Consider the following 22,148-nt stretch of genomic DNA (forward strand, 5'->3'; position numbering starts at 1 on the left):
CACCGTAGGCCACAGAAAAAAGCCCCCTCCTCGCGGACAGGGGCTTTTTCTTTTGGTCCGGCGTGCAGATTCATTCAAGATCGACATTCGGACGCCGATAATGTTGCTATAAATCGTTGAATAAAAAGACATAATTTATCCGACAACCTGAAAATTCTTTGTCGACATTCCGTGTTTTTATCATGGCCCGGCGTACTACGGCGCCAAGCAAACCGTGTTAAAATATTGCATTGCAACATAGCAAGAATTGTAGTCTTGACAGCACACAATGCCGTTATGGACTAATCAGCCAGCTTCATGCGTAATATGTGTAAAGGTCAGCCATGCTTTATCAACTTCATGAATTAAACCGCGCCTTTCTCAACCCCTTGATGCAATGGGCAGAGACCTCGGCAAAACTGTTTTCCGACCCCGTCTCCCCACTGGCCCACGCGCCGTTCGCACAACGTATCGCCGCCGGTTACGAACTGCTCTACCGGCTCGGCAAAGACTACGAAAAACCCGAATTCCAGATCGAATCGACCGAAATCAACGGCAAGACCGTCGGAATCGTCGAAAAAATCGCCGAAACCAAGCCCTTCTGCCGCCTGATCCATTTCAGCAAGGACCTCGACAGCAAGCAATTCGCCGCGCTCAAGCAGCCCACCGTGCTGCTGGTCGCGCCGCTGTCGGGACATCACTCCACGCTGCTGCGCGACACCGTGCGCGGCTTGCTGCCGAACCATGACGTGTTCATCACCGACTGGACCGACGCACGCATGGTGCCGCTCGAAAAGGGCGCATTCCACCTGCACGACTATGTCTATTACATCCAGGATTTCATCCGCACCCTGGGTCCGGACGTGCATGTGATCTCCGTGTGTCAGCCGACCGTGCCGGTGCTGGCCGCGATCGCCCTGATGGCGAGCGCCAACGATCCCAAGCTGCCCAAGAGCATGACCATGATGGGCGGCCCGATCGACGCGCGCAAATCGCCGACCGCCGTCAATGATCTGGCCACCGAAAAGCCGTTCAGCTGGTTTGAAAATACCGTGATCTACAGCGTGCCGGCCAACTATCCGGGCTTCGGCCGCAAGGTCTACCCCGGCTTCCTGCAGCACGCCGGTTTCGTCGCCATGAACCCGCGTCGCCATGCCGAAAGCCATTGGGACTTCTACATGCACCTGCGCGACGGCGACGACGAATCGGCCGAAAGCCATCGCAAGTTCTACGACGAATACAATGCCGTGCTCGACATGCCTGCCGAGTTCTACCTGGAAACCATCAAGATCGTGTTTCAGGACTTCGATCTGCCGCAGGGCACCTGGAATATCGAAGGCAAGCTGGTGCGCCCGCAGGACATCAAGTCGGTGGCGCTGTTCACCATCGAGGGCGAACTGGACGACATCTCCGGCTCCGGCCAGACCCAGGCGGCGCAGGACCTGTGCTCGTCGATCCCGAAGTCGCGCAAGCAACACTTCACCGCCCCCAAATGCGGCCACTACGGCATCTTCTCGGGCCGCCGCTGGCGCGAAGTGATCTGTCCGAAAATCGGCGAATTCATCAAGGCGAATTCCTGAACGGTCTGCCCTCGGGGGTCCGCAAGCCTTTGCCCGTCACAAGGCAAAGGCTTTTTTATTGCCTGCGCGCCGCGGCTCCTCTCCACGCAGCGTCGGTTTCCGGGATAATACGGCTACACGCCCATCCAGCCGTTCAGCCATTTTTTACCAGCCATCCAACGTGTCTTCCTCAGCAGTCCTCACTCTCGCCGACCAGATCGAAAACCTGCTGCCGCAAACCCAGTGCGGCAAGTGCGGCTATCCCGCCTGCCGGCCCTATGCGGAAGCGGTCGCCGACGGCAGCGCCGGCTACAACCAGTGTCCGCCGGGCGGCGCTGAGGGCGTGGCGCGCCTGGCGCAATTGCTGGCCAAGCCGCTGCTGCCGCTGAACCCGGCCAACGGTCTTGAACGTCCGCGCACGCGCGCCGTCATCGACGAAGCCGCCTGCATCGGCTGCACGCTATGCATCCAGGCCTGCCCGGTCGACGCCATCGTCGGCGCCGCCAAGCAGATGCACACGGTGCTGCCCGATCTGTGCACCGGCTGCGACCTGTGCGTGGCGCCCTGCCCGGTCGACTGCATCGCCATGGTCGAAGTCACGCCGGGTCTGACCGGCTGGCAGGCGTGGTCGCAGGAACAGGCCGACGCCGCCCGCGCACGGCATGACTTCCGCAACTTCCGCCTGCGCCGCGAAAAGCAGGAAAACGATGACCGTCTGGCCGCCAAAGCCGCAGCCAAGTTGAAAGAGGTGGAAGCCGCCGACGCGCTGACGCCGGCCGAGAAAGCCGAGCAGGACCGCAAGAAAGCCATCATCCAGGCCGCAATCGAACGCGCGCGCCTGAAAAAAGAACAAGCCCTCGCCAACGATCAACCAACCCCCAAGCCAATCCGCCAGCCATGAACAGCGAAAAGCGCCGAGAGATATTCAACCGCCTGCGGCAAGCCAATCCGACGCCGACCACCGAACTGGAATACACCACGCCATTCGAGCTGCTGATCGCCGTGCTGCTGTCGGCGCAAGCCACCGACGTCTCGGTCAACAAGGCCATGCGCAAGCTGTACCCGGTCGCCAACACGCCGGCCAAGATCTATAAACTGGGCGTGGACGGGCTGATCCCCTACATCCAGACCATCGGCCTGTTCCGCACCAAGGCCAAGAACGTCATTGAAACCTGCCGCATCCTGCTGGAACAGCACGGCGGCGAGGTGCCGCAAACGCGTGAAGAGCTCGAAGCCCTGCCGGGCGTGGGCCGCAAGACCGCCAATGTGGTGTTGAACACGGCTTTCGGTCATGCGACCATCGCCGTCGATACGCACATCTTCCGCGTCTCCAACCGCACCGGCATTGCGCCGGGCAAGGACGTGGACGAAGTCGAACGCAAGCTGATGAAATTCATCGCGCCCGAATTCCTGCAGGACGCTCATCACTGGCTGATCCTGCACGGCCGCTACACCTGCATCGCACGCAAACCGCAATGCTGGAACTGCCTCATCGCCGATCTGTGCGAGTTCAGGCAAAAAACTCCGCTGCCCGAAAAAGGCGTATAGCCGCCTGGACAGCGCCAAGAACCCGTTTCATAAAGACCCGGGGTCTTAGTTGGCGCTGCCGGTGATGACCTTCTTCACCACCCAGCTCTGGTTCTCCACCTCGTAGATGGTGAAGGTGGGATTGTTGAGATCGCCGTCCTGGTTGAACGAGATCATGCCGGTCATGCCGTTGAAGCGGATTTCATGCAGCGCCTGGGCTATCTTTTTCGGTTCCGTCGAATTGGCCTGGCGCATCGCCGCGATCAGCACCTGCGTGGCGTCATAGGCAAACGGTGCGAACAGCTCGATGTTGCTGTCGAATTTCTGCATGTAGTTCTTTTCAAAATTCTTCCAGCCCGGCATTTTTCCCATCGGCAGTCCCGGCTCCAGCACGATGCTGCCGTTGCCGTCGGCGCCCGCCGCACGCAGGAACGGCAACCCCACCGTCCCGCTGGAACCGATGAAGCGAATATCCGGATTGCGCCGTTTCAGGCTGCGCGCCAGCGTCGAGGCCTGCAACTCAAGACCGCCGAACATCACCGCGTCCGGACGCAGCCGCGCGGCATCGGCCAGCACCGCATTGAAATCCGAGGTCTTGTCGCTGACACTGTGGGAACCGACAATCTGCGCGCCCAGCTCCCGCGCCGTGCGGCTGAATTGTTCGACGAAGCCGCGCCCGAACGGGGTGCCGTCATCCACCACGAGGAAGCGTTTGGCCTGCAAGGTCTTGACCGCGTAATCGGCGGTGTAGCTGCCGGCGCTGCCGTTGTTGCCAATGGTGCGAAAGGCGGCACGATTGCCTTGCTGCGTATAGAGATTGCTCATGCTGGCCGGCGAGATCTGGATCACGCCGCCCGCATTGTAAATCGGCGCGGCGGCCAGGCTGGCCGCACTGTTCCAATGTCCGATAACGCCCACCACGCCGCTGCGCACCAGGTAGCGAGCGATGAATTCGGCAGTGCGCGGATTGGTGCGGTCGTCCTGGGTCAGCAGCTTCAATTGCATCTGCTTGCCCTGGATTTGCAGGCCGCGCTTGTTGGCTTCGTCCACCGCCAGTTGCGCGGCGTTGGCCATGCTTTTGCCAACGGCGGCGGAGGTCCCGCTTAACGGCCCGGCGTAGCCGATCAGCACGATCCGGCCGTCGTCGTCTTCCGGATTTGTCTTGGTGATCGAGGCGTGCGAGGAGAGAGAAAACAAGGACAGCAACAGCAGCGACGACGACAGCGCCGGCAACAGGAACGCGAGCTGCCGCCTGCAGAGCCTGAGTTTCATGAATGGTGTCCCCTCATTGCGTGAGATGTGACGATGTTTGCTCGTCTTGCGGAGATATATTACCGCATGACAATTTCATGCGCACGGCCGGAATTCACTTCGCCTGCACCGAACCGGGCAGCCCGGCCGCCCCGGACGATTTGCCCCACACGGCGTACAATACTCTTTTTCCGCGTTTCGCCAGCCGCCGCAATGTTCAACCCGTCCCAGCATGATGTCCGCCGCTTCTTTTGCGAAGCGTTTCGCAAGTATCGCGCCAACGAGATCCTGACTCCCCTCGAAGCCATCGCCCGCGACTGGATCATCGAGCATCCCGAATACGACGACGCGCTCAAGGACGTCGAGCAGGCGCTGGCCGCCGATTATTCGGTCGAACAAGGCCACAACCCTTTCCTGCATTTGTCGATGCATCTGTCGATCAGCGAGCAGATTTCCATCGACCAGCCGCCCGGCATCCGCAAGGCTTTCGAAGCACTGGCCCAGCGCAAGGGATCGGCGCACGACGCGCATCACGAAATCATGGAATGCCTGGGCGAGATGATCTGGAATTCCCAGCGCAGCGGCTTGCCGCCGGACGGCGCGGCCTACATTGAGAGCATCAAGCGGCGATGATTTCCCTGAGCGCATAAAAAAAGCCACGGCATGCCGTGGCTTTTTACCGTGAGGCGAGGCCTCGCTTGCTTCTTTACTTTTCCAGCACCAGCGAACCCGGCAGCTTGTGCAGGTAAGCCGCGATGTCCTGGATATCCTTGTCGGTCAGCACCTTGGCCTGACCGGCCATGATGGCGTTGGTGCGGCCGTTCATGCCGTCGTTGCCGCGGCGATACGACACCAGTGCGTGCTGCAGGTAATCCTGATGCTGGCCTGCCAGCTTCGGATACGAAGGATCGATCGGGGAATTGAAATCTTTGCCGTGGCAGGAAGCGCAGTTGTACTTTTCAACCAGCAGTTTGCCCGATTCGGCATTGCCCGCCGCAGCGGCTTGCAGGGAAACAACGGAGGCAGCGGCGAACACGGCCCAGGTCAGGATCTTTTTCATCTCGTGCTTCCCTTATTTTTGCTGTGAGTAGTAAGCAGCCAGTTCAGCGATGTCCTTGTCGGACAGGCTGCCGGCGATGCCCTGCATGGACGGATGCTTACGCTCGCCTTTTTGATAGGCCTTCAGCGCGTTCTCGATATATTTTTCAGACTGGCCGCCCAGCATAGGGACCTGGTAGACCTCGGGGAAAGTTGCCTTGTAGCCTGGAATCCCGTGACAGCCGATGCACATCGACACATTGACCTTGCCGGTGTTACCTGCAAGATCGACGGCCGAGGCCGCGCTGGCAACACCCGCGAGAGCGAGCAGTACGAAGAGTTTTTTCATATTGGCAGGGGTAAATAAAAATCAAACTAAAGCGAAACACATGACTTTTCGAAGCTGGTTCCACAGGTTTGGCTATACATTATTGGCTCAACCAATTTGCTGACTGGATTGATCAAGCATTCTCGCCCGTCCCCTGCGACGCCAAAAAACCGGTTGATTTTACCCCAACAGCGCCGTGAGTCAATCTGTCACAGCGCTCCAAATTACAACATCCTTCCCCTGCATCCTCGTCTTATTGCGGTGCTTCAGCCCTCTTCTTCGACTTCCGACTCGCTCGGAACTGGCCTCGCAGCAGCGTTGACGGCTTTTTCCGGGAAGAAAAACGTCAATGGCGAGGCCGCAAAACGTCGCAATACAGCACGAAAAACCACGCGACGAATGCGCGCCGGGATTTCCCGCGCACGCAAAGCCAGCGTCATCGCGCACAAGAACGCGATGCCGACATTGAGCGCACCGATCAGCACGATGCCGCTGACCGCCAGCCAGAATGCCGGCGTCGCCACAATGCCCCAGCCCAGGCTGGCGGCGGCCGCCACCAGCGTGCCGGTTGCCAGCGTGACATGGCGCACCTCCAGCGGCAGGCCGAAGAATTCCGCCACCACCGGCGTCATGCCGAGCAAGACGCCCAGCGAGACGTTGCCGACAATGGTGGCGATATGGCGCTCCAGCCAGACGGCCCAGCGCGCCGCGCGTGCAGCGCCCAGCGCGTGGACCAGCCGACGCTGGTGCGCCAGCGCTTCGCGCAGGCGGCGCAAGGCAAACCAGTTGTCGGCAAATCCGGCGGCGAGGCTAGACAGCCACAGCAGGATGCCCGTCAGGGCCGCGTACAAGGGCGCCGGTCCGACCAGCGACAGGCTGTGCAAGGCGGCGCGGGCCTTTTCCGGCGTCATCAGGGTGGTCCCCGACGCCAGCAGGAAACCGGCCGTAATCAGCAACATGGTCGGGATCACCGCGATCAGATTGCCGAAAATCGCCGCCGCCTGCGAGCGCAGCAACATGGCGGTTTCGCCGATCAGCGCACGCAGGCCGTCGACGGTGTCCAGCTCGCCCATCTTGGCGGCCAGCGCCGGCGCGGTCACTGCAGGCTGCTTGGTCGCCAGCACGCCGCCCAGCGCGGCGATCACCAGGAAGCTGACCGCATAGTTGATCGAAGCAAACGCCCCTTCAAAGAAATGCGCCATTCCCAGACTGGTCAGCGCAATCTTGCCCAGCACCGTGAACGCCGTGACGACGCCGCCGATACAGGCGGCCTTGAGCATCGCGCGATAGCCGGCGCGGTCGCGCGCAATGTAATGCTCGCCGTGATCGGCGCTGCGTTCGACCATCTTGCGCGCGAGCAGCGCGAAACTGCGCCGCACCAGGCTGCGCACCGAAGAACGGCTGTGATGCGCGGCGATCAGATCGGCCAGCAGCAACTGCACGCGACCGGCCCCGCGACCTGTCCTGGGCTCCCGCCACGTGGCCGAGCGCACGTCGATCAGACGCCCCATGCGCGTGAGCTGGGCGCGCATGCGTTCGATGCGATAGACCAGGCTGACCGAGACACCGTATTCATCCAGATGCGCATAAATGCGATCGGTCTGGGCCTGGCATACGGCGATCAGCATGCGCGCGCTGCGCAAGGCCCCTTCGTCGTGCGGGCCGGCGCGCAGATAGGCTTCCATCTCGCGCCGCAAGGCCATGAAGGGCGTGGCCTGCAGCGGCATCTTCGGTTCCAGCCGCTGGCGGAACGCCGGGCTGATGCCGTCAGCCACCACGACCGTGGTGAGATAGGTCAGCGCCTCTTCGATCTGCTGCCAATAGGTATGCGAAATGCCATCGTCGGCAGCCAGCTTCCACAGCCGCTCCTGCAACGCCTGATCCAGTTCGAGCAGCCATTCGGCGTCGTCCGGATCGGGGAACATGGCGGCGAACAGGGTCGGCAGTTCGCTTGGGGACAAATGCCGCGGCAACACCATCTTGAAAGCGCGTTCGGTCAGCTCCGTGAAAAAGGCCGGTTCGTGCGGCAGGCCCGTGACCGAAAACAGTTCCGGCCCGCTCGCCTCGCGCAGCGTCTTTTGCAGGCAGCTCTGGACCTGGCGGCGGATGTCCCGATGCGCATCGAGCCAGTCCAGCATGGCGCGCACGCGCTGGTGCTTGACCCGGCGCCAGCCCTCGGCGTCGAGCAGGGAAACCTTGGGTTGATGGCGCACCCATTCGGCGACGTCGATCATCCAGTTGGCGCGGTCGTGCCAGGCGGAATCGGGGTCGGCGCGGCGCATCAGCACTTCCAGCTGCGGTCCGTGTTCGCCATGGTGTTCGTAACGCGCCTGCAGACCGTGGCGGAAACGCCGCCAGATCACGCGCATCTTAAGAAAAAGAAACTTCATGCCTCACTCTGTTTTCATGAGGAAAAGGGCCTGCCGCAACCTCGGCGCTGCAGCAAATTCCTCTGACCTCGGTATATGGGGACGAAAAGCCGGCTTTCAAGCAAAGCGAACCGTCTGCGCCGCCCGACGCACGGGAAGCCCGGCCTTTTTACCTTATACTCGGATTTATTTTCGTCCTGATGACACCCCCGCCATGCGACAAGAAACACGCTTCGAAGGTTCCTCCAGTTACGTCGCCACCGACGACCTGAAACTCGCGGTGAACGCCGCGCTGACGCTGCAACGCCCGCTGCTGATCAAAGGCGAGCCCGGCACCGGCAAGACCATGCTGGCAGAAGAAGTCGCGGCGGCGCTGAACCGGCCATTGCTGCAATGGCACATCAAATCCACCACCAAGGCGCAGCAAGGCCTGTATGAATACGACGCGGTGTCGCGGCTGCGCGACTCCCAGCTCGGCGATGAGCGCGTCAAGGACATCCACAACTACATCGTCAAGGGTGTGCTGTGGCAGGCCTTCAGCGCCGACGAGCCGCAAGTGCTGCTGATCGACGAAATCGACAAGGCCGATATCGAGTTCCCCAATGACTTGCTGCGCGAACTCGACCGCATGGAATTCTATGTGTACGAAACCCGCGAAATGGTGCGCGCGAAGCATCGCCCGCTGGTGATCATCACCTCGAACAACGAGAAGGAATTGCCGGACGCCTTTTTGCGCCGCTGCTTCTTCCACTACATCAAGTTCCCCGACAAGGACACCATGCAGCAGATCGTCGACGTGCATTTCCCGCACCTCAAGCGCGATCTGCTGGCGCAGGCGCTGCAGACCTTTTATGAAGTGCGCGACATCGCCGGCCTGAAGAAAAAGCCGTCGACCTCGGAACTGATCGACTGGCTCAAGCTGCTGCTGGCCGAGGACATCCCGGCCGAGACGCTGCACAGCAAGGACGGCAAGGCCGCCATCCCGCCGCTGCACGGCGCGTTGCTCAAGAATGAACAAGACGTGCATCTGTTCGAACGCCTGGTGTTCATGTCGCGCAACAATCGATAGCCCGATCAACCTCGCCTGCCCACGCAAGGAGTCCGCCATGCAATTCCTGCATCCGATCACGCTCAAAGGCCACTACGCCACACTCGAGCCGCTGTCGCTCGACCACCACGATGCGCTGATCGCAGCGGCCTCCGACGGCAAGCTGTGGAAGCTCTGGTACACCGCCATTCCCAAGCCGGAAAACATGCGCGCCGAGATCGAACGCCGACTGCGCCTGCAGGAGCAAGGCACGATGCTGCCCTTCGTCACGCGCCGCCACGACACCGGCTCGCTGTGCGGCATGACGACCTACATGAACGCCGACGCGGTCCATCGCCGCGTCGAAATCGGCTCGACCTGGACCGCCGCCAGCGCCCAGCGCACCGGCATCAACACCGAATGCAAGCTGATGCTGCTGACGCACGCCTTCGAGACCCTGCACTGCATCGCCGTCGAATTCCGCACCCACTGGATGAACCAGCAATCGCGCGCGGCGATCCTGCGCCTGGGCGCCAAACAGGACGGCATCCTGCGCAATCACCAGCGCATGCCGGACGGCTCGCTGCGCGATACGGTGGTCTATTCCATCATCGAATCCGAATGGCCGGCCATCAAGCGCCATCTGCAATTCAAGCTCGGACACTGAGGCATTACCGGATGAACGCTTTATGCTGATCGACTTCTTTTTCACGCTCAAGGATGCACGGGTCCCGGTCTCCATCAAGGAGTTCCTGATCCTGCTCGAGGCCATGCAAAAGGATGTCATCTCGCCCAACATCGACGACTTCTACTATCTCGCGCGCATCACGCTGGTCAAGGATGAAGCCAACTACGACAAGTTCGACAAGGCCTTCGGCAGTTATTTCAAGGGCATCGAAACGATCTTTGAAAAGAATCCCGAAATCCCGCTCGACTGGCTGATGAAGCGCATGCAGCGCGAACTCACGCCGGAGCAGAAAGCGGCGCTGGAGAAGTTCGGCTACGACAAGCTGATGGACCGCCTCAAGGAGTTGCTCAAGGAACAGCATGAGCGCCACGAAGGCGGCAACAAGTGGATCGGTACCGGCGGCAGCTCGCCCTTTGGCAACAGCGGCTACAACCCGGAAGGCATCCGCATCGGCGGCGAGAGCAAGAACCGCAGCGCGGTCAAGGTGTGGGACGAACGGACGTACAAGGATTACGACAGCGAGCGCGAACTCGGCACGCGCAATATCAAGGTGGCGCTGCGCCGTCTGCGCAAGTTTGCCCGCGACGGCGCCGATGAAGAACTGGCGCTGGACGACACCATCCGCGCCACCGCCAATAACGCCGGTTACCTGGACATCCGGATGCAGCCGGAACGGCGCAACAACATCAAGGTGATGATGCTGTTCGACGTCGGTGGTTCGATGGACGACCACATCACGCGCACCGAAGAATTATTTTCCGCCGCCAAGACGGAATTCAAGAACATGGAGTTCTTCTACTTCCACAACTGCGTCTACGACTACGTGTGGAAGAACAACCGCCGGCGCCATGCCGAGCGCTTCCCGACCTGGGACCTGCTGCACAAATATTCGCCCGACACCAAGCTGATCTTCGTCGGCGACGCCACCATGAGCCCCTACGAAATCGTCCAGCCGGGCGGCTCGGTGGAATACAACAATCCCGAGGCCGGCGCCGTCTGGCTGCAGCGCTTCACCAGCACCTTCGCCAACTTCGCCTGGCTCAATCCGGAACCGGAAGGCCTGTGGCAATACCGCCAATCGATCTCGATCATCCAGCAACTGATGAGCCAGCGCATGTTTCCGCTGACCATTGAAGGCCTGGAACGGGCAATGCGCCTGCTCAGCAAGTAGCCGGGCTCATTCGGCCGCATTCCGGCTGGAATTCAAGCTGGAATTCAAACTGAATCTCAAGCCGCAACCGGCGTATAGCCGGCATCCTTGATTGCCTCTTCAAACTCGGCTGCCGCGACGCTGCTGTCGATGTTGACGCGCTTCTCGGCGACCTGGACCTCGACCCTGGCGTTGGCGTCGACGTCCTTGACGGCGCGCGTGATGGCGCTGGCGCAGTGGTTGCAGGTCATGTCCTGGACGTTGAATGTCAGCATGGTATTGCTCCTTCTTACATGATGGAAAGAGACCAGCTTAAACCTTCCCACATGGTGAAGGTCAAGCGCCTCATCCGTTGATATTTCGTAAATCGTGTCAAAATAGGTCTTGACCTTACCATGATGGGAAGGATCATGCTGACCCTGTGATCAATCCCTTGATGAGCCATCCATGAACTCCGCCACACTGTCCCCCAAGCTGCAGGAACTGACGCTTGCCGTCGAAGGCATGACCTGCGCTTCCTGCGTCGGCCGCGTCGAAAAAGCCTTGCGTGCGGTTCCCGCCGTGCAGGACGTCAGCGTCAATCTTGCCACCGAACGGGCGACCATACAGGCCGGCCCGGATGTGCACGCCGACCAGCTGATCGCCGCCGTCAACAAGGCCGGCTACGATGTCAGGCAACAGGAGGTGACGCTCGACATCGCCGGCATGACGTGCGCCTCCTGCGTCGGCCGCGTTGAGAAAGCACTTTCCAAAGTGAGCGGCGTCAGCGCCGTCTCCGTCAATCTCGCCACTGAAAAAGCCACATTGACCACCACCAGCGAAGTCGCCGTCGACACGCTGATCGCCGCCGTCGAGCGCGCCGGCTACTCCGCCAGCCTGCCCGCTACGGCGCAAGCAAGCGGGCAAAAACCTGCTGCGGCGCCATCGTGGTGGCCGGTGGCGGTCGGCGCCCTCCTTACCGCACCGCTGGTTCTGCCGATGCTGCTGATGCCGTTCGGTATCGAATGGCAATTGCCCGGCATCTGGCAATTGCTGTTGGCGACGCCGGTGCAGTTCTGGCTCGGCGCGCGCTTCTATCGCGCCGGCTGGCGCGCCGTGAAGGCATACACCGGCAACATGGATTTGCTGGTCGCGCTCGGCACCAGCGCCGCCTATGGCCTGTCGCTCTATCAACTGTTCAGTCAATGGCAAGGCGGCCACTCCGGACACGGCGCGGCGCACTTTTACTTTGAAGCCTCGGCTGCGGTGATTACCTTGGTGCTGCTCGGAAAATGGCTGGAAACCCGCGCCAAGCGCCAGACCGCCGACGCCATCCGCGCGCTCAATGCGCTGCGTCCGGACAAGGCGACGGTGCGGCGCGATGGCGTCGACAGCGAAGTCGCCTTATCGGCCATCCGGCTCGGCGACCTGGTTGTGGTGCGTCCCGGCGAACGCGTCGCGGTCGACGGCGTGGTGCGCGAGGGGGCCAGCCATCTGGACGAATCCATGCTCACCGGCGAAAGCCTGCCGATGGAAAAACACGGCGGCGATCACGTCACCGGCGGCGCCATCAACGGCGACGGCTTGCTGCTGATCGAAACCACTGCCATCGGCGCGGAAACCGTGCTGGCCCGCATCATCCGCATGGTGGAACACGCCCAGGCCGCGAAAGCCCCCATCCAGCGCCTGGTCGATCAGGTCAGCGCGGTGTTCGTGCCGGTGGTGCTGGTTCTGGCCTTGCTGACGCTGCTGGGTTGGGGCCTGATCGCCGGCGACTGGGAACAGGCGCTGCTCAATGCCGTCGCCGTGCTGGTGATCGCCTGCCCCTGCGCGCTCGGTCTCGCGACGCCGACTGCAATCATGGCCGGCACCGGCATCGCGGCGCGTTACGGCATCCTGATCAAGGATGCGGAAGCGCTGGAAATCGCCCATCGCATCGGCGTGGTCGCCTTCGACAAGACCGGCACGCTGACCGAAGGAAAGCCGCTGCTGGCGGCCGTGCATGCGCTCGACAACGATGCCGACCGGCTTCTCGCTCTCGCCGCCGCGTTACAGCGCAACAGCGAGCATCCGCTGGCGCATGCGGTAATGGCCGCCGCTGCACAGAGACATCTCACCCCGGCCGCAGCCGACGACAGCAAGGCAGTCCCCGGACGCGGCACGCAGGCGCTGATCGGCAATCGCCTGAGCTATCTCGGCAGCGCGCGCTGGATGCAGGAACTCGGCGCAACGCCCGATCAGCACGCGGCACTGGCCGGCATTGCAAAAACATTGGAGCAGCAAGGCCGCACCATCTCCTGGCTGGCGCAAAGCGAAGCCGACGGCGGCCAGGTCGCCCTGCTCGGCCTGCTGGCCTTCGGCGACACGCTCAAGAACAGCGCGCAGCAAGCCGTCAACAGCCTGCATGCACTGGGCGTACGCACCGTCATGCTCAGCGGCGACAACTATGGCGCCGCCGCGCACGTGGCGCAGCAACTGCGACTCGACGATTTCCGCGCCAACATCCTGCCGGCCGACAAGGCGCAGGCGATCGGCGAATTGCGCAAGGACGGCGCACTGGTGGCGATGGTCGGCGACGGCATCAACGACGCACCGGCACTGGCCGCAGCCGATGTCGGCATCGCCATGTCGACCGGCACCGACGTCGCCATGCAGGCCGCCGGCATCACGCTCATGCGCGGCGATCCATCGCTGGTGGCGGATGCCATCGACATCTCGCGGCGCACTTATGGCAAGATCCGCCAGAACCTGTTCTGGGCGTTCATCTACAACATCGTCGGCATTCCGCTGGCGGCGTTCGGATTGCTGAATCCGATGATCGCCGGCGCGGCGATGGCGATATCGAGCGTGAGCGTGGTCAGCAATGCACTGCTGCTCAAGCGTTGGAAACCAAAGGAGTCCCGGCAATCCCAGGGAGCACAGACATGACCATGAACATCGGCGAAGCCGCACAGGCTTCCGGCGTGTCCGCCAAAATGATCCGCCACTACGAGGATATCGGTCTGGTGCCCAAAGCGGCTCGCACCGACGCCGGCTATCGCATCTACGGCGAACGCGACGTGCACCTGCTGCGCTTCATCCGGCAAGGCCGCGTGCTCGGTTTTTCGATGAAGCAGATCGGCGACCTGATGGGATTGTGGCTGGACCAATCGCGCCCGAGCCGCAAGGTCAAGCAGTTGGCGAATGATCACATTGCCGAGCTCGATGTCAAAATACGTGAACTGCAGGCGATGAAATCGACCTTGCAGCAACTCGCCCACGATTGCCACGGCGACAACCGGCCCGATTGTCCGATCCTCGATGCCCTGAGCGCCGAGCTTCCGTCCGGGACACATTGACCATCTGACCAAGCCCATGACAAGCACGCTTCCCGACACCATTCGCTGGGGCATCATCGGCTGCGGCGCCGTCACCGAACGCAAGAGCGGTCCGGCCTATCAGCAAACTCCCGGCTTCGCGCTGCATGCCGTGATGCGCCGCGACGCCGCCAAGGCTGCCGACTATGCGCGCCGGCATGGAGTTGCGCGATACTACGACGATGCCGACGCGCTGATCGCCGATCCGGACGTCGATGCCGTCTACATCGCGACGCCGCCTGACACGCACCTGCTCTACGCCTTGAAAGTGGCTGCAGCGAACAAGCCCTGCTGCATCGAAAAACCGATGGCGCCGACATTCGCCGAATGCGAAGCCATCTACACGGCTTTTGAAAGCCGTGGCCTGCCCTTGTTCGTCGCCTATTACCGGCGGTCGTTGCCGCGCTTCGCCCAGGTCAAACGCTGGCTGGACGAAGGTCGCATCGGCTCACCGCGCCATGTCGGCTGGCAATTCAGCCGCACACCCTCGCCGCTCGACCTGAGCCGCGCCTATAACTGGCGCACCGATGCGGCCATCGCGGCGGGCGGTTACTTCGACGATCTCGCCAGTCACGGCATCGACCTGTTTGCGTATTTGCTGGGCGAGGTGATGCAAGCTTCGGGATGCAGCGCCAATCAGCAGGAACTGTATTCGGCCGCCGACACGGTCAGCGGCGCCTGGCTACATGCCTCCGGCGTCACGGGCAGCGGTAGCTGGAACTTCGGCAGCTTCGAGCGCTGCGACAAGGTGGAGATCACCGGCAGCCTCGGCAAGATCACCTTCCCGGTGTTTGAAGAGGCCCCGCTGCAGCTGACCACCGCCGCCGGCGTCGAAGAAGTTGCCATCGCAAATCCGGACAACATCCAGCTGCATCACGTGCGCAACATGCAAGCGCATCTGCGCGGAAGTACCACGCATCCGTCGACGGGACGGACGGCAGCGCGCACCAGCTGGGCGCTGGATCGTATCCTGGGAAAAAATTCTTAGAACGGCTCCACTTTCTTGACGTCGATCGTCGCATCCTTGCCGAAATGCTTGTCGACCTTGCCGTGGATGCGGACCTTGGTGGTTTCATTGATCGGCGTGGACGGGAAATGCTTGTCGTCGATTTCGATCTCGATCTTGCCGCTGCCGTCCTGGAAGGTGTAATGCTCGTCGCGAAGCTTGGCGATGATGGTGCCCACCAGCACCACAGGCGTGTCATCTGCGGACTTGGCGGCGCTGGCGACGGTCTGTATCGCCGGTTTGTGCGAGGGGCCGGTATATTGGGCGAATACGGGAATTGCTGATGTTGCCGCGATGGTGACCAATGCCCAACAGGCGAGCGCGCGGGTGGATTTTTTCATGACTGCTTCCTTATGGATGTCTCAATGACGAAGTTGGAAAACCGCAGACGACATTGGTTCCGACTCAATCTGTTTGCGGAAAATCACCGTTCACCGCAAGCGGACCCGATATGCACCCAGGGCGACGCGCTCGCCGTCGGCTTCAATCCGGCCGGAATCCACCAGATATTGCAAACGAGAACTCCAGAAAACATCCCCTTGTGCGTTCCGCTGGTCGACACGTCCCATCGCTTCACCCACGACCGCCACGGCGCGTTGCCATTGCCCGGAACAGCAGGCCAGCAAGAGATCGTCATGCACGTTCATGGGTCGACAATGCAAATGGCCGCTCTCGTCGCACTCGCGCAACATCTCCGGCTGGGCGGAGATGGCGGCGAATTCCCGCGCATACTCTTCTCGCTGCAACCGCGACACCGGCACGGCATTCGCGATGAATTTTCTCAACTGCCCCGGTGGCCATGCAGCGGTCGAATGAACTCCGCCGCAGGCCGGCGTCCGGACCGCCAGCAGGGCGTGGTCGAGCTCTCCCAGCCAAGAACAGGCCATTCGGAGGAATACCTGTTCCGATCCGCTTCCGCTATGCCAGATGAAGATCCTGGAACAATCCGCGCCGGCCAGAACCGACTTCATCTCATGCCACGGAGCAAAACAGTCCGTCGACTCCGCCATGCATTCCCGGCTGTATCCTTGCGCCATGCGGCGCCAGAAATCGGCTCTTCCATGACCGTCGTCCAGCGGCCCCACGCTGTAATCGTCCCACGCGCAAAACACGTGCGCGTCCGGAAAGGCAATACGCATTGCATCGGCGGTGCCGACAAAACTGACCACGTGAAATTCCGTCATGAACGCCTTTCTTCTCCATAAGCATCACTCCGGCGGCGACATGCCGCGGAGGAATCTCATTGGAACCGAATCGACTACCTGCGTTCATCGCAAAAATTCTGGAAACAACGCCTAATGACAGCCGCTGCCGTGGCTGCCGAGATTGACCGGTTTGCTGTCGTCGCCCATGTTGGCCAGCCCCTGCAGGATGCCGCAGTCCCGGGTCGCCTGCGCGGTGTCGCATTGCGCGCGCAGGCTTTTCAGGTGCACCTGCAGCTTCTTGAGCTCGGCGATGCGCTGGGCCACGTGACCGATGTGCTTGTCGAGCAAGGCGTTGACTTCGCCGCAGTTCTCCTCCGGCGCATCGCGGAATTGCAACAGGCTGCGCACCTCATCGAGCGTCATGTCGAGCGAACGGCAATGGCGGATGAATTGCAGCCGTTCAACGTGGGCGTCGCCGTACAGGCGGTAATTGCCCTGCGAGCGCGTAGGCGCGGGCAGCAAGGCCTCGCGCTCGTAGTAGCGGATGGTTTCAACCGGGCAATCGGTGCGCGCCGCCAGTTCACCTATCTTCAATGCATCCATGCTTCCCTCCGGATAACCAGCCTGCAAGCAAGGTTATAAAAGGCTTGACCTTGTAGCTGGTTCAGGGTTTTTAATATACAGCAAGCCCTCATATTCCGCTTGTCAGGAGCACGCATGTCGAATTGCTGTAAACACAATCATGGCAAGAAAGTCACCAACATCCACGAACACACTCATGGACATGGGCACACACACGACCATAAACATGAGCACGCCGACTCCTCCACCGACAACACCAGGCCGGCCGGTCTGGCCGATGCCGAAGAGGCCGTGTTCTTCATCCAGAAAATGGATTGCCCCACCGAAGAAAAGCTGATCCGCGAACGCCTCGCCAACATGGACGGCATCGCCGCCATGCAGTTCAACCTGATCCAGCGCGAGCTGACCGTGCAGCATCGCCTGCCCTCGGTCGAGCCAATCGTGAAGACGCTGGCCGCGCTCGACATGCTGCCCAAGGTGAAGAGCGACACGCTCGATGCCGAGGCCGGCGGTGATGACGATCACAGTGCGTCCTACGCGATTCCCGCACGCAAATGGCTGATGGTGGGCATTGCCGGCGTGGCTGCGCTGGCCGCAGAGGTCGTGGCATGGACCAGCGGCGACGACGGTTCGCTGACGGTGATCGCGCTGGCGCTGTTGGCGATTGCGGTCGGCGGACTCGACACGCTCAGGAAGGGTTGGATCGCGTTGCGCCACTTGTCGCTGAACATGAACTTCCTCATGTCGCTGGCGGTGATCGGCGCCGCCATCATCGGCCAATGGCCGGAGGCTGCCGTGGTCATCGTGTTGTTCACGCTGGCCGAAATGATCGAATCGCTGTCACTGGATCGCGCCCGCAATGCCATCGCCGGCTTGATGGCCATGACGCCGGATCAGGCCACGGTATTGCAGGACGGCGCCTGGATCGGGGTCGCCGCAAAACAAGTGGCGTTGAATGCCGAGGTGCGCGTCAAACCCGGCGAGCGCGTCCCGCTCGACGGCGTCGTCACCGCCGGCCAGCCCGCCATCAACCAGGCGCCCATCACCGGCGAAAGCATGCCGGTCGCCAAACAGACCGGCGACCAGGTGTTCGCCGGGACCATCAACGGCCAGACCGCGTTCGATTATCGCGTCACAGCCGTGCAAAGCGAATCGACGCTGTCGCGCATCGTCAAAAGCGTGCAGCAGGCGCAAGGCCAGCGTGCGCCGACGCAGCGCTTCGTCGATCAGTTCGCGCGCTATTACATCCCTGCCGTGGTGGCGGTAGCCGTGCTGGTAGCGGTGTTGCCGCCGCTGCTCTTTAACGTGCCCTTCTATCCGTGGCTCTACAAGGCGCTGGTGCTGCTGGTGATCGCCTGCCCTTGCGCGCTGGTGATTTCCACGCCGGTGACCATCGTCAGCGGATTGGCTGCAGCAGCGCGCCACGGCATCCTGATCAAGGGCGGGGTGTATCTGGAACAAGGCCGCCGGCTCAAGGCGCTGGCGCTCGACAAGACCGGCACCATTACGCACGGCAAGCCGGTTGTCACCGACGTGCAGCTGCTGTCCGGCGGCGACGAGGCAAGCCTGCTCACGCAGGCCGCCAGCCTCGCCTTGCGTTCCGACCATCCGGTCTCGGCGGCGATTGCAGCGCACTGGAAAACCCGGCAAGCCGGCGCGATCGCAGAAGACGTCGCCGATTTCGCAGCGCTGACCGGACGCGGCGTGCAAGGCAGCATCGGCGCCAGCGCGTTTTACCTCGGCAATCATCGGCTGGTGCACGAACTCGACATGTGCAGTCCGGCCCTGGAAGAACGCTTGCTGGCCTTGGAAAAACAAGGCAAGACCACCACCATCCTGTGCCGCGACGGCAAGGCCCAGTTGCTGCTGGCGGTCGCCGACACGGTGCGCGACAGCAGTCGCGACGCCATCGCCCAATTGAAGCAGCTCGGCGTCGGCGTCACCATGCTGACCGGCGACAACGCGCACACCGCCCGTGCCATCGCCGACATCGTGCAGCTTGACGATGCACGCGGCGATCAGCTGCCGGAAGACAAGCTGGCGGCAATCGGCGAGCTGATTGCCCGGCGCGGCTACGTCGGCATGGTCGGCGACGGCATCAACGATGCGCCGGCGCTGGCGCGTGCGCAGATCGGTTTCGCCATGGGTGCGGCCGGCACCGACACGGCGCTGGAAACCGCCGATGTCGCGCTGATGGACGACGACCTGCGCAAAATTCCCGACTTCATCCGCCTGAGCAAGAAGACCCATCGCGTGCTGATGCAAAACATCACGATCGCGCTCGGCATCAAGGCCGTGTTCCTGGCGCTCGCGCTGGCCGGCGAGAGCTCGCTGTGGATGGCGGTGTTCGCCGACATGGGAGCAAGCTTGATCGTGGTGTTCAACGGCTTGCGGCTGGTCCGTTCGCTGTAAAGATATTCACCACGCCGGCTGCGCCGAACCCAGCGGTGCAGCCGGCCGGTCCCAGGCCATCATCGTTTCACCCACCGTCACCGCACCGCTTACGCGTTGCGCCGGCCCCCAGAATGTCTGCTCGATTGCAGGCGCCAGATCGCCGGCGTTTTCCGCCGCAAGCGCGGCATCGGCCTGATTGCCGGACCCCGTCACCAGCAACTGCGCCATGCGCGCCAGCGACGTGCGCACCTCGCTTCCCTTGCCGGTCTTCAGGCGCTGCGTCAATCCACGGATCGCAGCCGTCGCCATCAGGTAGCCGGTCGCATGATCCAGCGCCTGCACCGGCAGCGGCGTCGGCTTGTCCCGTCCGAGCCGGCGCATGCCCGCTTCGGCAATGCCGCTGCTCATCTGCACCAGGCTGTCGAAACCGCGCCGCGCCTTCCACGGGCCGCTCCAGCCATAGGCATCGAGACTGACGTCGACCAGTGCGGGATTGATGCGGCGACGGCTTGCCGCGTCGAAGCCGAGGCCGGCCAGCGCGTCGGAGCGATAGCCGTGCACCATCACATCCGCCTGCGCCAGCAATTGCGTAAAGATTTCCTGCCCCTGCGAAGTGCGCAGGTCGAGCCGCGCGCAGCGCTTGCCCGGCACCAGATCCGGCACCACGCCCGGCTCGTCCCAGCCGGGCGGATCGAGGCGCAGCACGTCGGCGCCGAAGCCGGCCATGAAGCGCGTCGCGGTCGGCCCCGCCAGCACGCGCGTCAGGTCGAGCACGCGAATGCCCTGCAAGGGGCGTTGCGGATTGACCGGCCAGCCGGGCTTCGCGCCCGCCGGCGCATCGGCGATATGCAACAACGGTTCGCCATTCACGGCAGCGCCTTGCGGATGAACCCGCCATTCCTCCATCGTGCGCATCCTGGCGGCGCAACCGCCGTGCGTGACAACGGCGGCCTCCAGCTCCTCCGTTTTCCATCGCGCCACGGCCTGGGCGACGGCGGCCCTGTCGACCGGCACCTCCAACACCGCCAACGCCGCCGCGCGATGATGCGGCGCGTTGGTGTGCAAGCGTATCCAGCCATCCGCCGCCTGGTAGTCACCGGCCACCGCGTCCCACAAGGGCGGCGCTTCCCAGCCTTGCGGCCGCAGCGACGTACCGAACCAGAACGACGCCAGCCGGCGGTCGGCCGCCACTTCCTGTGCAGCGCCGCCGGCCGCCTGCACCAGTTCCGCAACCGCCAGGCCGGCCGCGCCGATAGCGCCAGCAGCCAGGTCGGTCACCGCGAAGACCGACGGCAGACTACCCTCGCCGCTCAGGCGGACTTGTTCGAGGAAAGCGGACTCGCCCCGCGCGGCCAGCCAGATCTCGCGCAGGAAAGCCTGCGTGCTTGGGTGTGATTCAGCAGACATCATGACCTTTCATCGAAAGATTGGTGAAGATGCTTGCAGCATATTCCGCTCGTTTTAATTGTCAATATTGATTAATATAATCAACATAAACTGCCTTCGGATCCTCTATGCCCACCTACCTCAGCTCCGCCGAAGCCGCCGCCGCGCTCGGCGTCTCGCGCCAGACCTTGTACGCCTATGTCAGCCGCGGCCTGCTCAGCGCCCAGTCGGACGGTTCTGCGCGTGAAAGCCGTTATCTGGAAGAAGAAGTCACGCGCCTGGCGACCCAGCGCACGCGCGGACGCAAGCCGAAGGAAGTCGCCAAGGCGACGCTCAATTGGGGCCTGCCGGTGCTGGAGTCCGCCATCACATTGATCGAAGACGGCCGGCTTTACTATCGTGGCCGCGACGCCGTCGCCCTGGCCCAATCGCAGTCCGTGGAAGACGTCGCCGCGTTGCTGTGGAACTGCGAGGTGCGGCAGGCTTTCGGCGTCGGCGAAGTGACAGTCGTGGCGGCGCATCCCGCCTACGCCGGCATGCTCAGGCATTTCTCCGGACGCCGCGCGGAAGAATCGCTGCTGCCGCTGTTCACGATCGCCAGCGACGACGCCGCCACCGCGCAATGGCAAACCTCGCCCGAGCGCACCGCCGAAGGCAGCGGCGCGCTGATGCGTCTGCTTGCCGCCAGCCTGCTCGGCACGCGACCATCCCCAGCCCCGCTCCACGAGCAATGCGCCAAAGCGTGGAAGCTCGACGCGCACGGCGCCGCATTGGTGCGCATGGCGCTGGTGCTGTGCGCAGACCACGAACTGAACGCGTCGAGTTTCACCGCGCGCTGCGTGGCGTCCACCGGCACCAGCCTGCGCGCCTCGGTCATCGCCGGACTGGCGGCGCTGACCGGCGGCAAACACGGCGGCGCCACGGCGCGCGTGGAAGCCTTGCTGGATGAAATCGGAGACACTCGAAAAGCAGATCTTCCCGCCGCACTGCAACGACGCCTGGCGCGCGGCGATGACCTGCCCGGCTTCGGCCACCATCTGTATCCCGACGGCGACGTGCGCGCCAATGCGCTGCTGGCGGAAGTGTTGCCGCATCGTCCGGCATGGCGCGAGATCATCACCGCCAGCCACGGCCTGATCGGCCAGCATGCGTCGGTGGACTTCGCCCTGGTGGCGCTGCGACGCCATCTGCAATTGCCGGTGGGCGCAGCGTTCGGCCTGTTCGCGCTCGGGCGCGGCATGGGCTGGATCGCACAGGCGCTGGAGCAGCGCGCGAGCGGCGAACTGATCCGCCCGCGCGCGGCTTACACCGGACCTCGTCCAGCCACGCCCACCGCGCGTTCGCCCTCCTAGGCATCGCCGGCAACGATCTGCGCCGGTAAGGC

Annotated in this window: 21 protein-coding genes; 12 read left to right on the forward strand and 9 right to left on the reverse strand. The window is 62.7% G+C overall.

Annotated features, from left to right (window positions below; genetic code table 11):
- Nucleotides 1-323: 323 nt before the first annotated feature.
- The 3 genes from F506_RS14575 (at nt 324) to nth (ending at nt 3,086) form a co-directional block, all read left to right on the forward strand.
- A complete protein-coding gene (locus F506_RS14575) occupies nt 324-1,559 on the forward strand; it encodes a polyhydroxyalkanoate depolymerase (protein ID WP_053198556.1) in 1,236 nt (411 codons plus the stop codon).
- A 160-nt stretch (nt 1,560-1,719) separates the two neighbouring features.
- Nucleotides 1,720-2,439, forward strand: a complete 720-nt coding sequence (rsxB, locus tag F506_RS14580; RefSeq protein ID WP_083457905.1) for an electron transport complex subunit RsxB — start codon at nt 1,720-1,722, stop codon at nt 2,437-2,439.
- Nucleotides 2,436-3,086, forward strand: a complete 651-nt coding sequence (gene nth / locus F506_RS14585; protein WP_053198558.1) for an endonuclease III — start codon at nt 2,436-2,438, stop codon at nt 3,084-3,086. The genes rsxB and nth overlap by 4 nt, the downstream gene beginning before the upstream one ends.
- Before the next feature lie 45 nt (nt 3,087-3,131).
- On the opposite strand, the gene F506_RS14590 is transcribed toward nth, so the two are convergent.
- Nucleotides 3,132-4,337: a branched-chain amino acid ABC transporter substrate-binding protein gene (locus tag F506_RS14590; RefSeq protein ID WP_053198561.1), complete on the reverse strand. Its 1,206-nt coding sequence runs from the start codon at nt 4,335-4,337 to the stop codon at nt 3,132-3,134.
- Nucleotides 4,338-4,529: 192 nt separating this feature from the next.
- Between F506_RS14590 and F506_RS14595 the strand changes: the two genes are divergently transcribed.
- Nucleotides 4,530-4,949, forward strand: a complete 420-nt coding sequence (locus F506_RS14595; RefSeq protein WP_053198562.1) for a DUF1841 family protein — start codon at nt 4,530-4,532, stop codon at nt 4,947-4,949.
- Between the two features lie 73 nt (nt 4,950-5,022).
- Here F506_RS14595 and F506_RS14600 read toward each other — a convergent pair whose 3' ends face one another.
- The 3 genes from F506_RS14600 to F506_RS14610 all read right to left on the reverse strand — a co-directional run bounded on the left by F506_RS14600 (nt 5,023) and on the right by F506_RS14610 (nt 8,072).
- On the reverse strand, nt 5,023-5,376 hold the full coding sequence (locus F506_RS14600; protein ID WP_053198564.1) for a c-type cytochrome: 354 nt from the start codon (nt 5,374-5,376) through the stop codon (nt 5,023-5,025).
- Nucleotides 5,377-5,388: 12 nt separating this feature from the next.
- The gene (locus tag F506_RS14605; protein ID WP_053198566.1) at nt 5,389-5,703 is read right to left on the reverse strand and encodes a c-type cytochrome; all 315 of its coding nucleotides are present in this window, start codon (nt 5,701-5,703) and stop codon (nt 5,389-5,391) included.
- A 245-nt stretch (nt 5,704-5,948) separates the two neighbouring features.
- Nucleotides 5,949-8,072, reverse strand: coding sequence for a site-specific recombinase (locus F506_RS14610; RefSeq protein ID WP_053198569.1), 2,124 nt, complete (start codon nt 8,070-8,072; stop codon nt 5,949-5,951).
- 193 nt (nt 8,073-8,265) lie between these two features.
- Here F506_RS14610 and F506_RS14615 point away from each other — a divergent pair, with 193 nt between their 5' ends.
- Genes F506_RS14615 through F506_RS14625 form a run of 3 tightly spaced genes read left to right on the forward strand, consistent with a single transcriptional unit; the run spans nt 8,266 to nt 10,937 of the window.
- Complete coding sequence (locus F506_RS14615; RefSeq protein ID WP_053198571.1) at nt 8,266-9,120, forward strand: AAA family ATPase; 855 nt, start codon at nt 8,266-8,268, stop codon at nt 9,118-9,120.
- A 37-nt stretch (nt 9,121-9,157) separates the two neighbouring features.
- Nucleotides 9,158-9,745 (forward strand): GNAT family N-acetyltransferase, encoded by a 588-nt coding sequence (locus F506_RS14620; RefSeq protein WP_053198573.1) that lies wholly within the window; start codon nt 9,158-9,160, stop codon nt 9,743-9,745.
- A gap of 22 nt (nt 9,746-9,767) precedes the next feature.
- Nucleotides 9,768-10,937 carry a vWA domain-containing protein gene (locus tag F506_RS14625; protein ID WP_053198575.1) on the forward strand — a complete coding sequence of 390 codons (1,170 nt, stop codon included), beginning with the start codon at nt 9,768-9,770 and terminating at the stop codon, nt 10,935-10,937.
- Between the two features lie 56 nt (nt 10,938-10,993).
- On the opposite strand, the gene F506_RS14630 is transcribed toward F506_RS14625, so the two are convergent.
- The gene (locus tag F506_RS14630; RefSeq protein WP_053198577.1) at nt 10,994-11,191 is read right to left on the reverse strand and encodes a heavy-metal-associated domain-containing protein; all 198 of its coding nucleotides are present in this window, start codon (nt 11,189-11,191) and stop codon (nt 10,994-10,996) included.
- Nucleotides 11,192-11,363: 172 nt separating this feature from the next.
- On the opposite strand from F506_RS14630, the gene F506_RS14635 reads away from it, so the two are divergent.
- Genes F506_RS14635 through F506_RS14645 form a run of 3 tightly spaced genes read left to right on the forward strand, consistent with a single transcriptional unit; the run spans nt 11,364 to nt 15,239 of the window.
- On the forward strand, nt 11,364-13,823 hold the full coding sequence (locus F506_RS14635; RefSeq protein ID WP_053198579.1) for a heavy metal translocating P-type ATPase: 2,460 nt from the start codon (nt 11,364-11,366) through the stop codon (nt 13,821-13,823).
- 2 nt (nt 13,824-13,825) lie between these two features.
- A complete protein-coding gene (cueR, locus tag F506_RS14640) occupies nt 13,826-14,233 on the forward strand; it encodes a Cu(I)-responsive transcriptional regulator (protein WP_053201657.1) in 408 nt (135 codons plus the stop codon).
- A gap of 16 nt (nt 14,234-14,249) precedes the next feature.
- Nucleotides 14,250-15,239: a Gfo/Idh/MocA family protein gene (locus F506_RS14645; protein ID WP_053198581.1), complete on the forward strand. Its 990-nt coding sequence runs from the start codon at nt 14,250-14,252 to the stop codon at nt 15,237-15,239.
- Here F506_RS14645 and F506_RS14650 read toward each other — a convergent pair.
- The 3 genes from F506_RS14650 to cadR all read right to left on the reverse strand — a co-directional run bounded on the left by F506_RS14650 (nt 15,236) and on the right by cadR (nt 17,005).
- The gene (locus F506_RS14650) at nt 15,236-15,598 is read right to left on the reverse strand and encodes a NirD/YgiW/YdeI family stress tolerance protein (protein WP_053198584.1); all 363 of its coding nucleotides are present in this window, start codon (nt 15,596-15,598) and stop codon (nt 15,236-15,238) included. The genes F506_RS14645 and F506_RS14650 overlap by 4 nt on opposite strands.
- Nucleotides 15,599-15,688: 90 nt before the next feature.
- Nucleotides 15,689-16,441, reverse strand: coding sequence for a DUF3658 domain-containing protein (locus F506_RS14655; RefSeq protein WP_053198586.1), 753 nt, complete (start codon nt 16,439-16,441; stop codon nt 15,689-15,691).
- A 111-nt stretch (nt 16,442-16,552) separates the two neighbouring features.
- Nucleotides 16,553-17,005, reverse strand: a complete 453-nt coding sequence (cadR, locus tag F506_RS14660; RefSeq protein WP_053198588.1) for a Cd(II)/Pb(II)-responsive transcriptional regulator — start codon at nt 17,003-17,005, stop codon at nt 16,553-16,555.
- A 114-nt stretch (nt 17,006-17,119) separates the two neighbouring features.
- Here cadR and F506_RS14665 point away from each other — a divergent pair, with 114 nt between their 5' ends.
- Complete coding sequence (locus tag F506_RS14665; RefSeq protein WP_053198590.1) at nt 17,120-19,396, forward strand: heavy metal translocating P-type ATPase; 2,277 nt, start codon at nt 17,120-17,122, stop codon at nt 19,394-19,396.
- 6 nt (nt 19,397-19,402) lie between these two features.
- Here the strand turns inward: F506_RS14665 and F506_RS14670 are convergent, their stop codons facing one another.
- Nucleotides 19,403-20,788: a CoA transferase gene (locus F506_RS14670; protein ID WP_053198591.1), complete on the reverse strand. Its 1,386-nt coding sequence runs from the start codon at nt 20,786-20,788 to the stop codon at nt 19,403-19,405.
- A gap of 104 nt (nt 20,789-20,892) precedes the next feature.
- Between F506_RS14670 and F506_RS14675 the strand changes: the two genes are divergently transcribed.
- Nucleotides 20,893-22,116, forward strand: a complete 1,224-nt coding sequence (locus F506_RS14675; protein WP_053198593.1) for a citrate synthase — start codon at nt 20,893-20,895, stop codon at nt 22,114-22,116.
- Nucleotides 22,117-22,148: the final 32 nt, after the last annotated feature.

The organism is Herbaspirillum hiltneri N3 (assembly GCF_001267925.1).
Lineage (GTDB): Bacteria > Pseudomonadota > Gammaproteobacteria > Burkholderiales > Burkholderiaceae_D > Herbaspirillum > Herbaspirillum hiltneri.

What these genes read in the sequence shown, in the direction of transcription:
- F506_RS14575 (WP_053198556.1), top strand. Translation starts at nt 324, where the DNA reads ATGCTTTATCAACTTCATGAATTAAACCGCGCCTTTCTCAACCCCTTG.
- nth (WP_053198558.1), top strand. Translation starts at nt 2,436, where the DNA reads ATGAACAGCGAAAAGCGCCGAGAGATATTCAACCGCCTGCGGCAAGCC.
- F506_RS14590 (WP_053198561.1), bottom strand. Translation starts at nt 4,337, where the DNA reads ATGAAACTCAGGCTCTGCAGGCGGCAGCTCGCGTTCCTGTTGCCGGCG.
- F506_RS14595 (WP_053198562.1), top strand. Translation starts at nt 4,530, where the DNA reads ATGTTCAACCCGTCCCAGCATGATGTCCGCCGCTTCTTTTGCGAAGCG.
- F506_RS14600 (WP_053198564.1), bottom strand. Translation starts at nt 5,376, where the DNA reads ATGAAAAAGATCCTGACCTGGGCCGTGTTCGCCGCTGCCTCCGTTGTT.
- F506_RS14605 (WP_053198566.1), bottom strand. Translation starts at nt 5,703, where the DNA reads ATGAAAAAACTCTTCGTACTGCTCGCTCTCGCGGGTGTTGCCAGCGCG.
- F506_RS14610 (WP_053198569.1), bottom strand. Translation starts at nt 8,072, where the DNA reads ATGAAGTTTCTTTTTCTTAAGATGCGCGTGATCTGGCGGCGTTTCCGC.
- F506_RS14615 (WP_053198571.1), top strand. Translation starts at nt 8,266, where the DNA reads ATGCGACAAGAAACACGCTTCGAAGGTTCCTCCAGTTACGTCGCCACC.
- F506_RS14620 (WP_053198573.1), top strand. Translation starts at nt 9,158, where the DNA reads ATGCAATTCCTGCATCCGATCACGCTCAAAGGCCACTACGCCACACTC.
- F506_RS14625 (WP_053198575.1), top strand. Translation starts at nt 9,768, where the DNA reads ATGCTGATCGACTTCTTTTTCACGCTCAAGGATGCACGGGTCCCGGTC.
- F506_RS14630 (WP_053198577.1), bottom strand. Translation starts at nt 11,191, where the DNA reads ATGCTGACATTCAACGTCCAGGACATGACCTGCAACCACTGCGCCAGC.
- F506_RS14635 (WP_053198579.1), top strand. Translation starts at nt 11,364, where the DNA reads ATGAACTCCGCCACACTGTCCCCCAAGCTGCAGGAACTGACGCTTGCC.
- cueR (WP_053201657.1), top strand. Translation starts at nt 13,826, where the DNA reads ATGAACATCGGCGAAGCCGCACAGGCTTCCGGCGTGTCCGCCAAAATG.
- F506_RS14645 (WP_053198581.1), top strand. Translation starts at nt 14,250, where the DNA reads ATGACAAGCACGCTTCCCGACACCATTCGCTGGGGCATCATCGGCTGC.
- F506_RS14650 (WP_053198584.1), bottom strand. Translation starts at nt 15,598, where the DNA reads ATGAAAAAATCCACCCGCGCGCTCGCCTGTTGGGCATTGGTCACCATC.
- F506_RS14655 (WP_053198586.1), bottom strand. Translation starts at nt 16,441, where the DNA reads ATGACGGAATTTCACGTGGTCAGTTTTGTCGGCACCGCCGATGCAATG.
- cadR (WP_053198588.1), bottom strand. Translation starts at nt 17,005, where the DNA reads ATGGATGCATTGAAGATAGGTGAACTGGCGGCGCGCACCGATTGCCCG.
- F506_RS14665 (WP_053198590.1), top strand. Translation starts at nt 17,120, where the DNA reads ATGTCGAATTGCTGTAAACACAATCATGGCAAGAAAGTCACCAACATC.
- F506_RS14670 (WP_053198591.1), bottom strand. Translation starts at nt 20,788, where the DNA reads ATGATGTCTGCTGAATCACACCCAAGCACGCAGGCTTTCCTGCGCGAG.
- F506_RS14675 (WP_053198593.1), top strand. Translation starts at nt 20,893, where the DNA reads ATGCCCACCTACCTCAGCTCCGCCGAAGCCGCCGCCGCGCTCGGCGTC.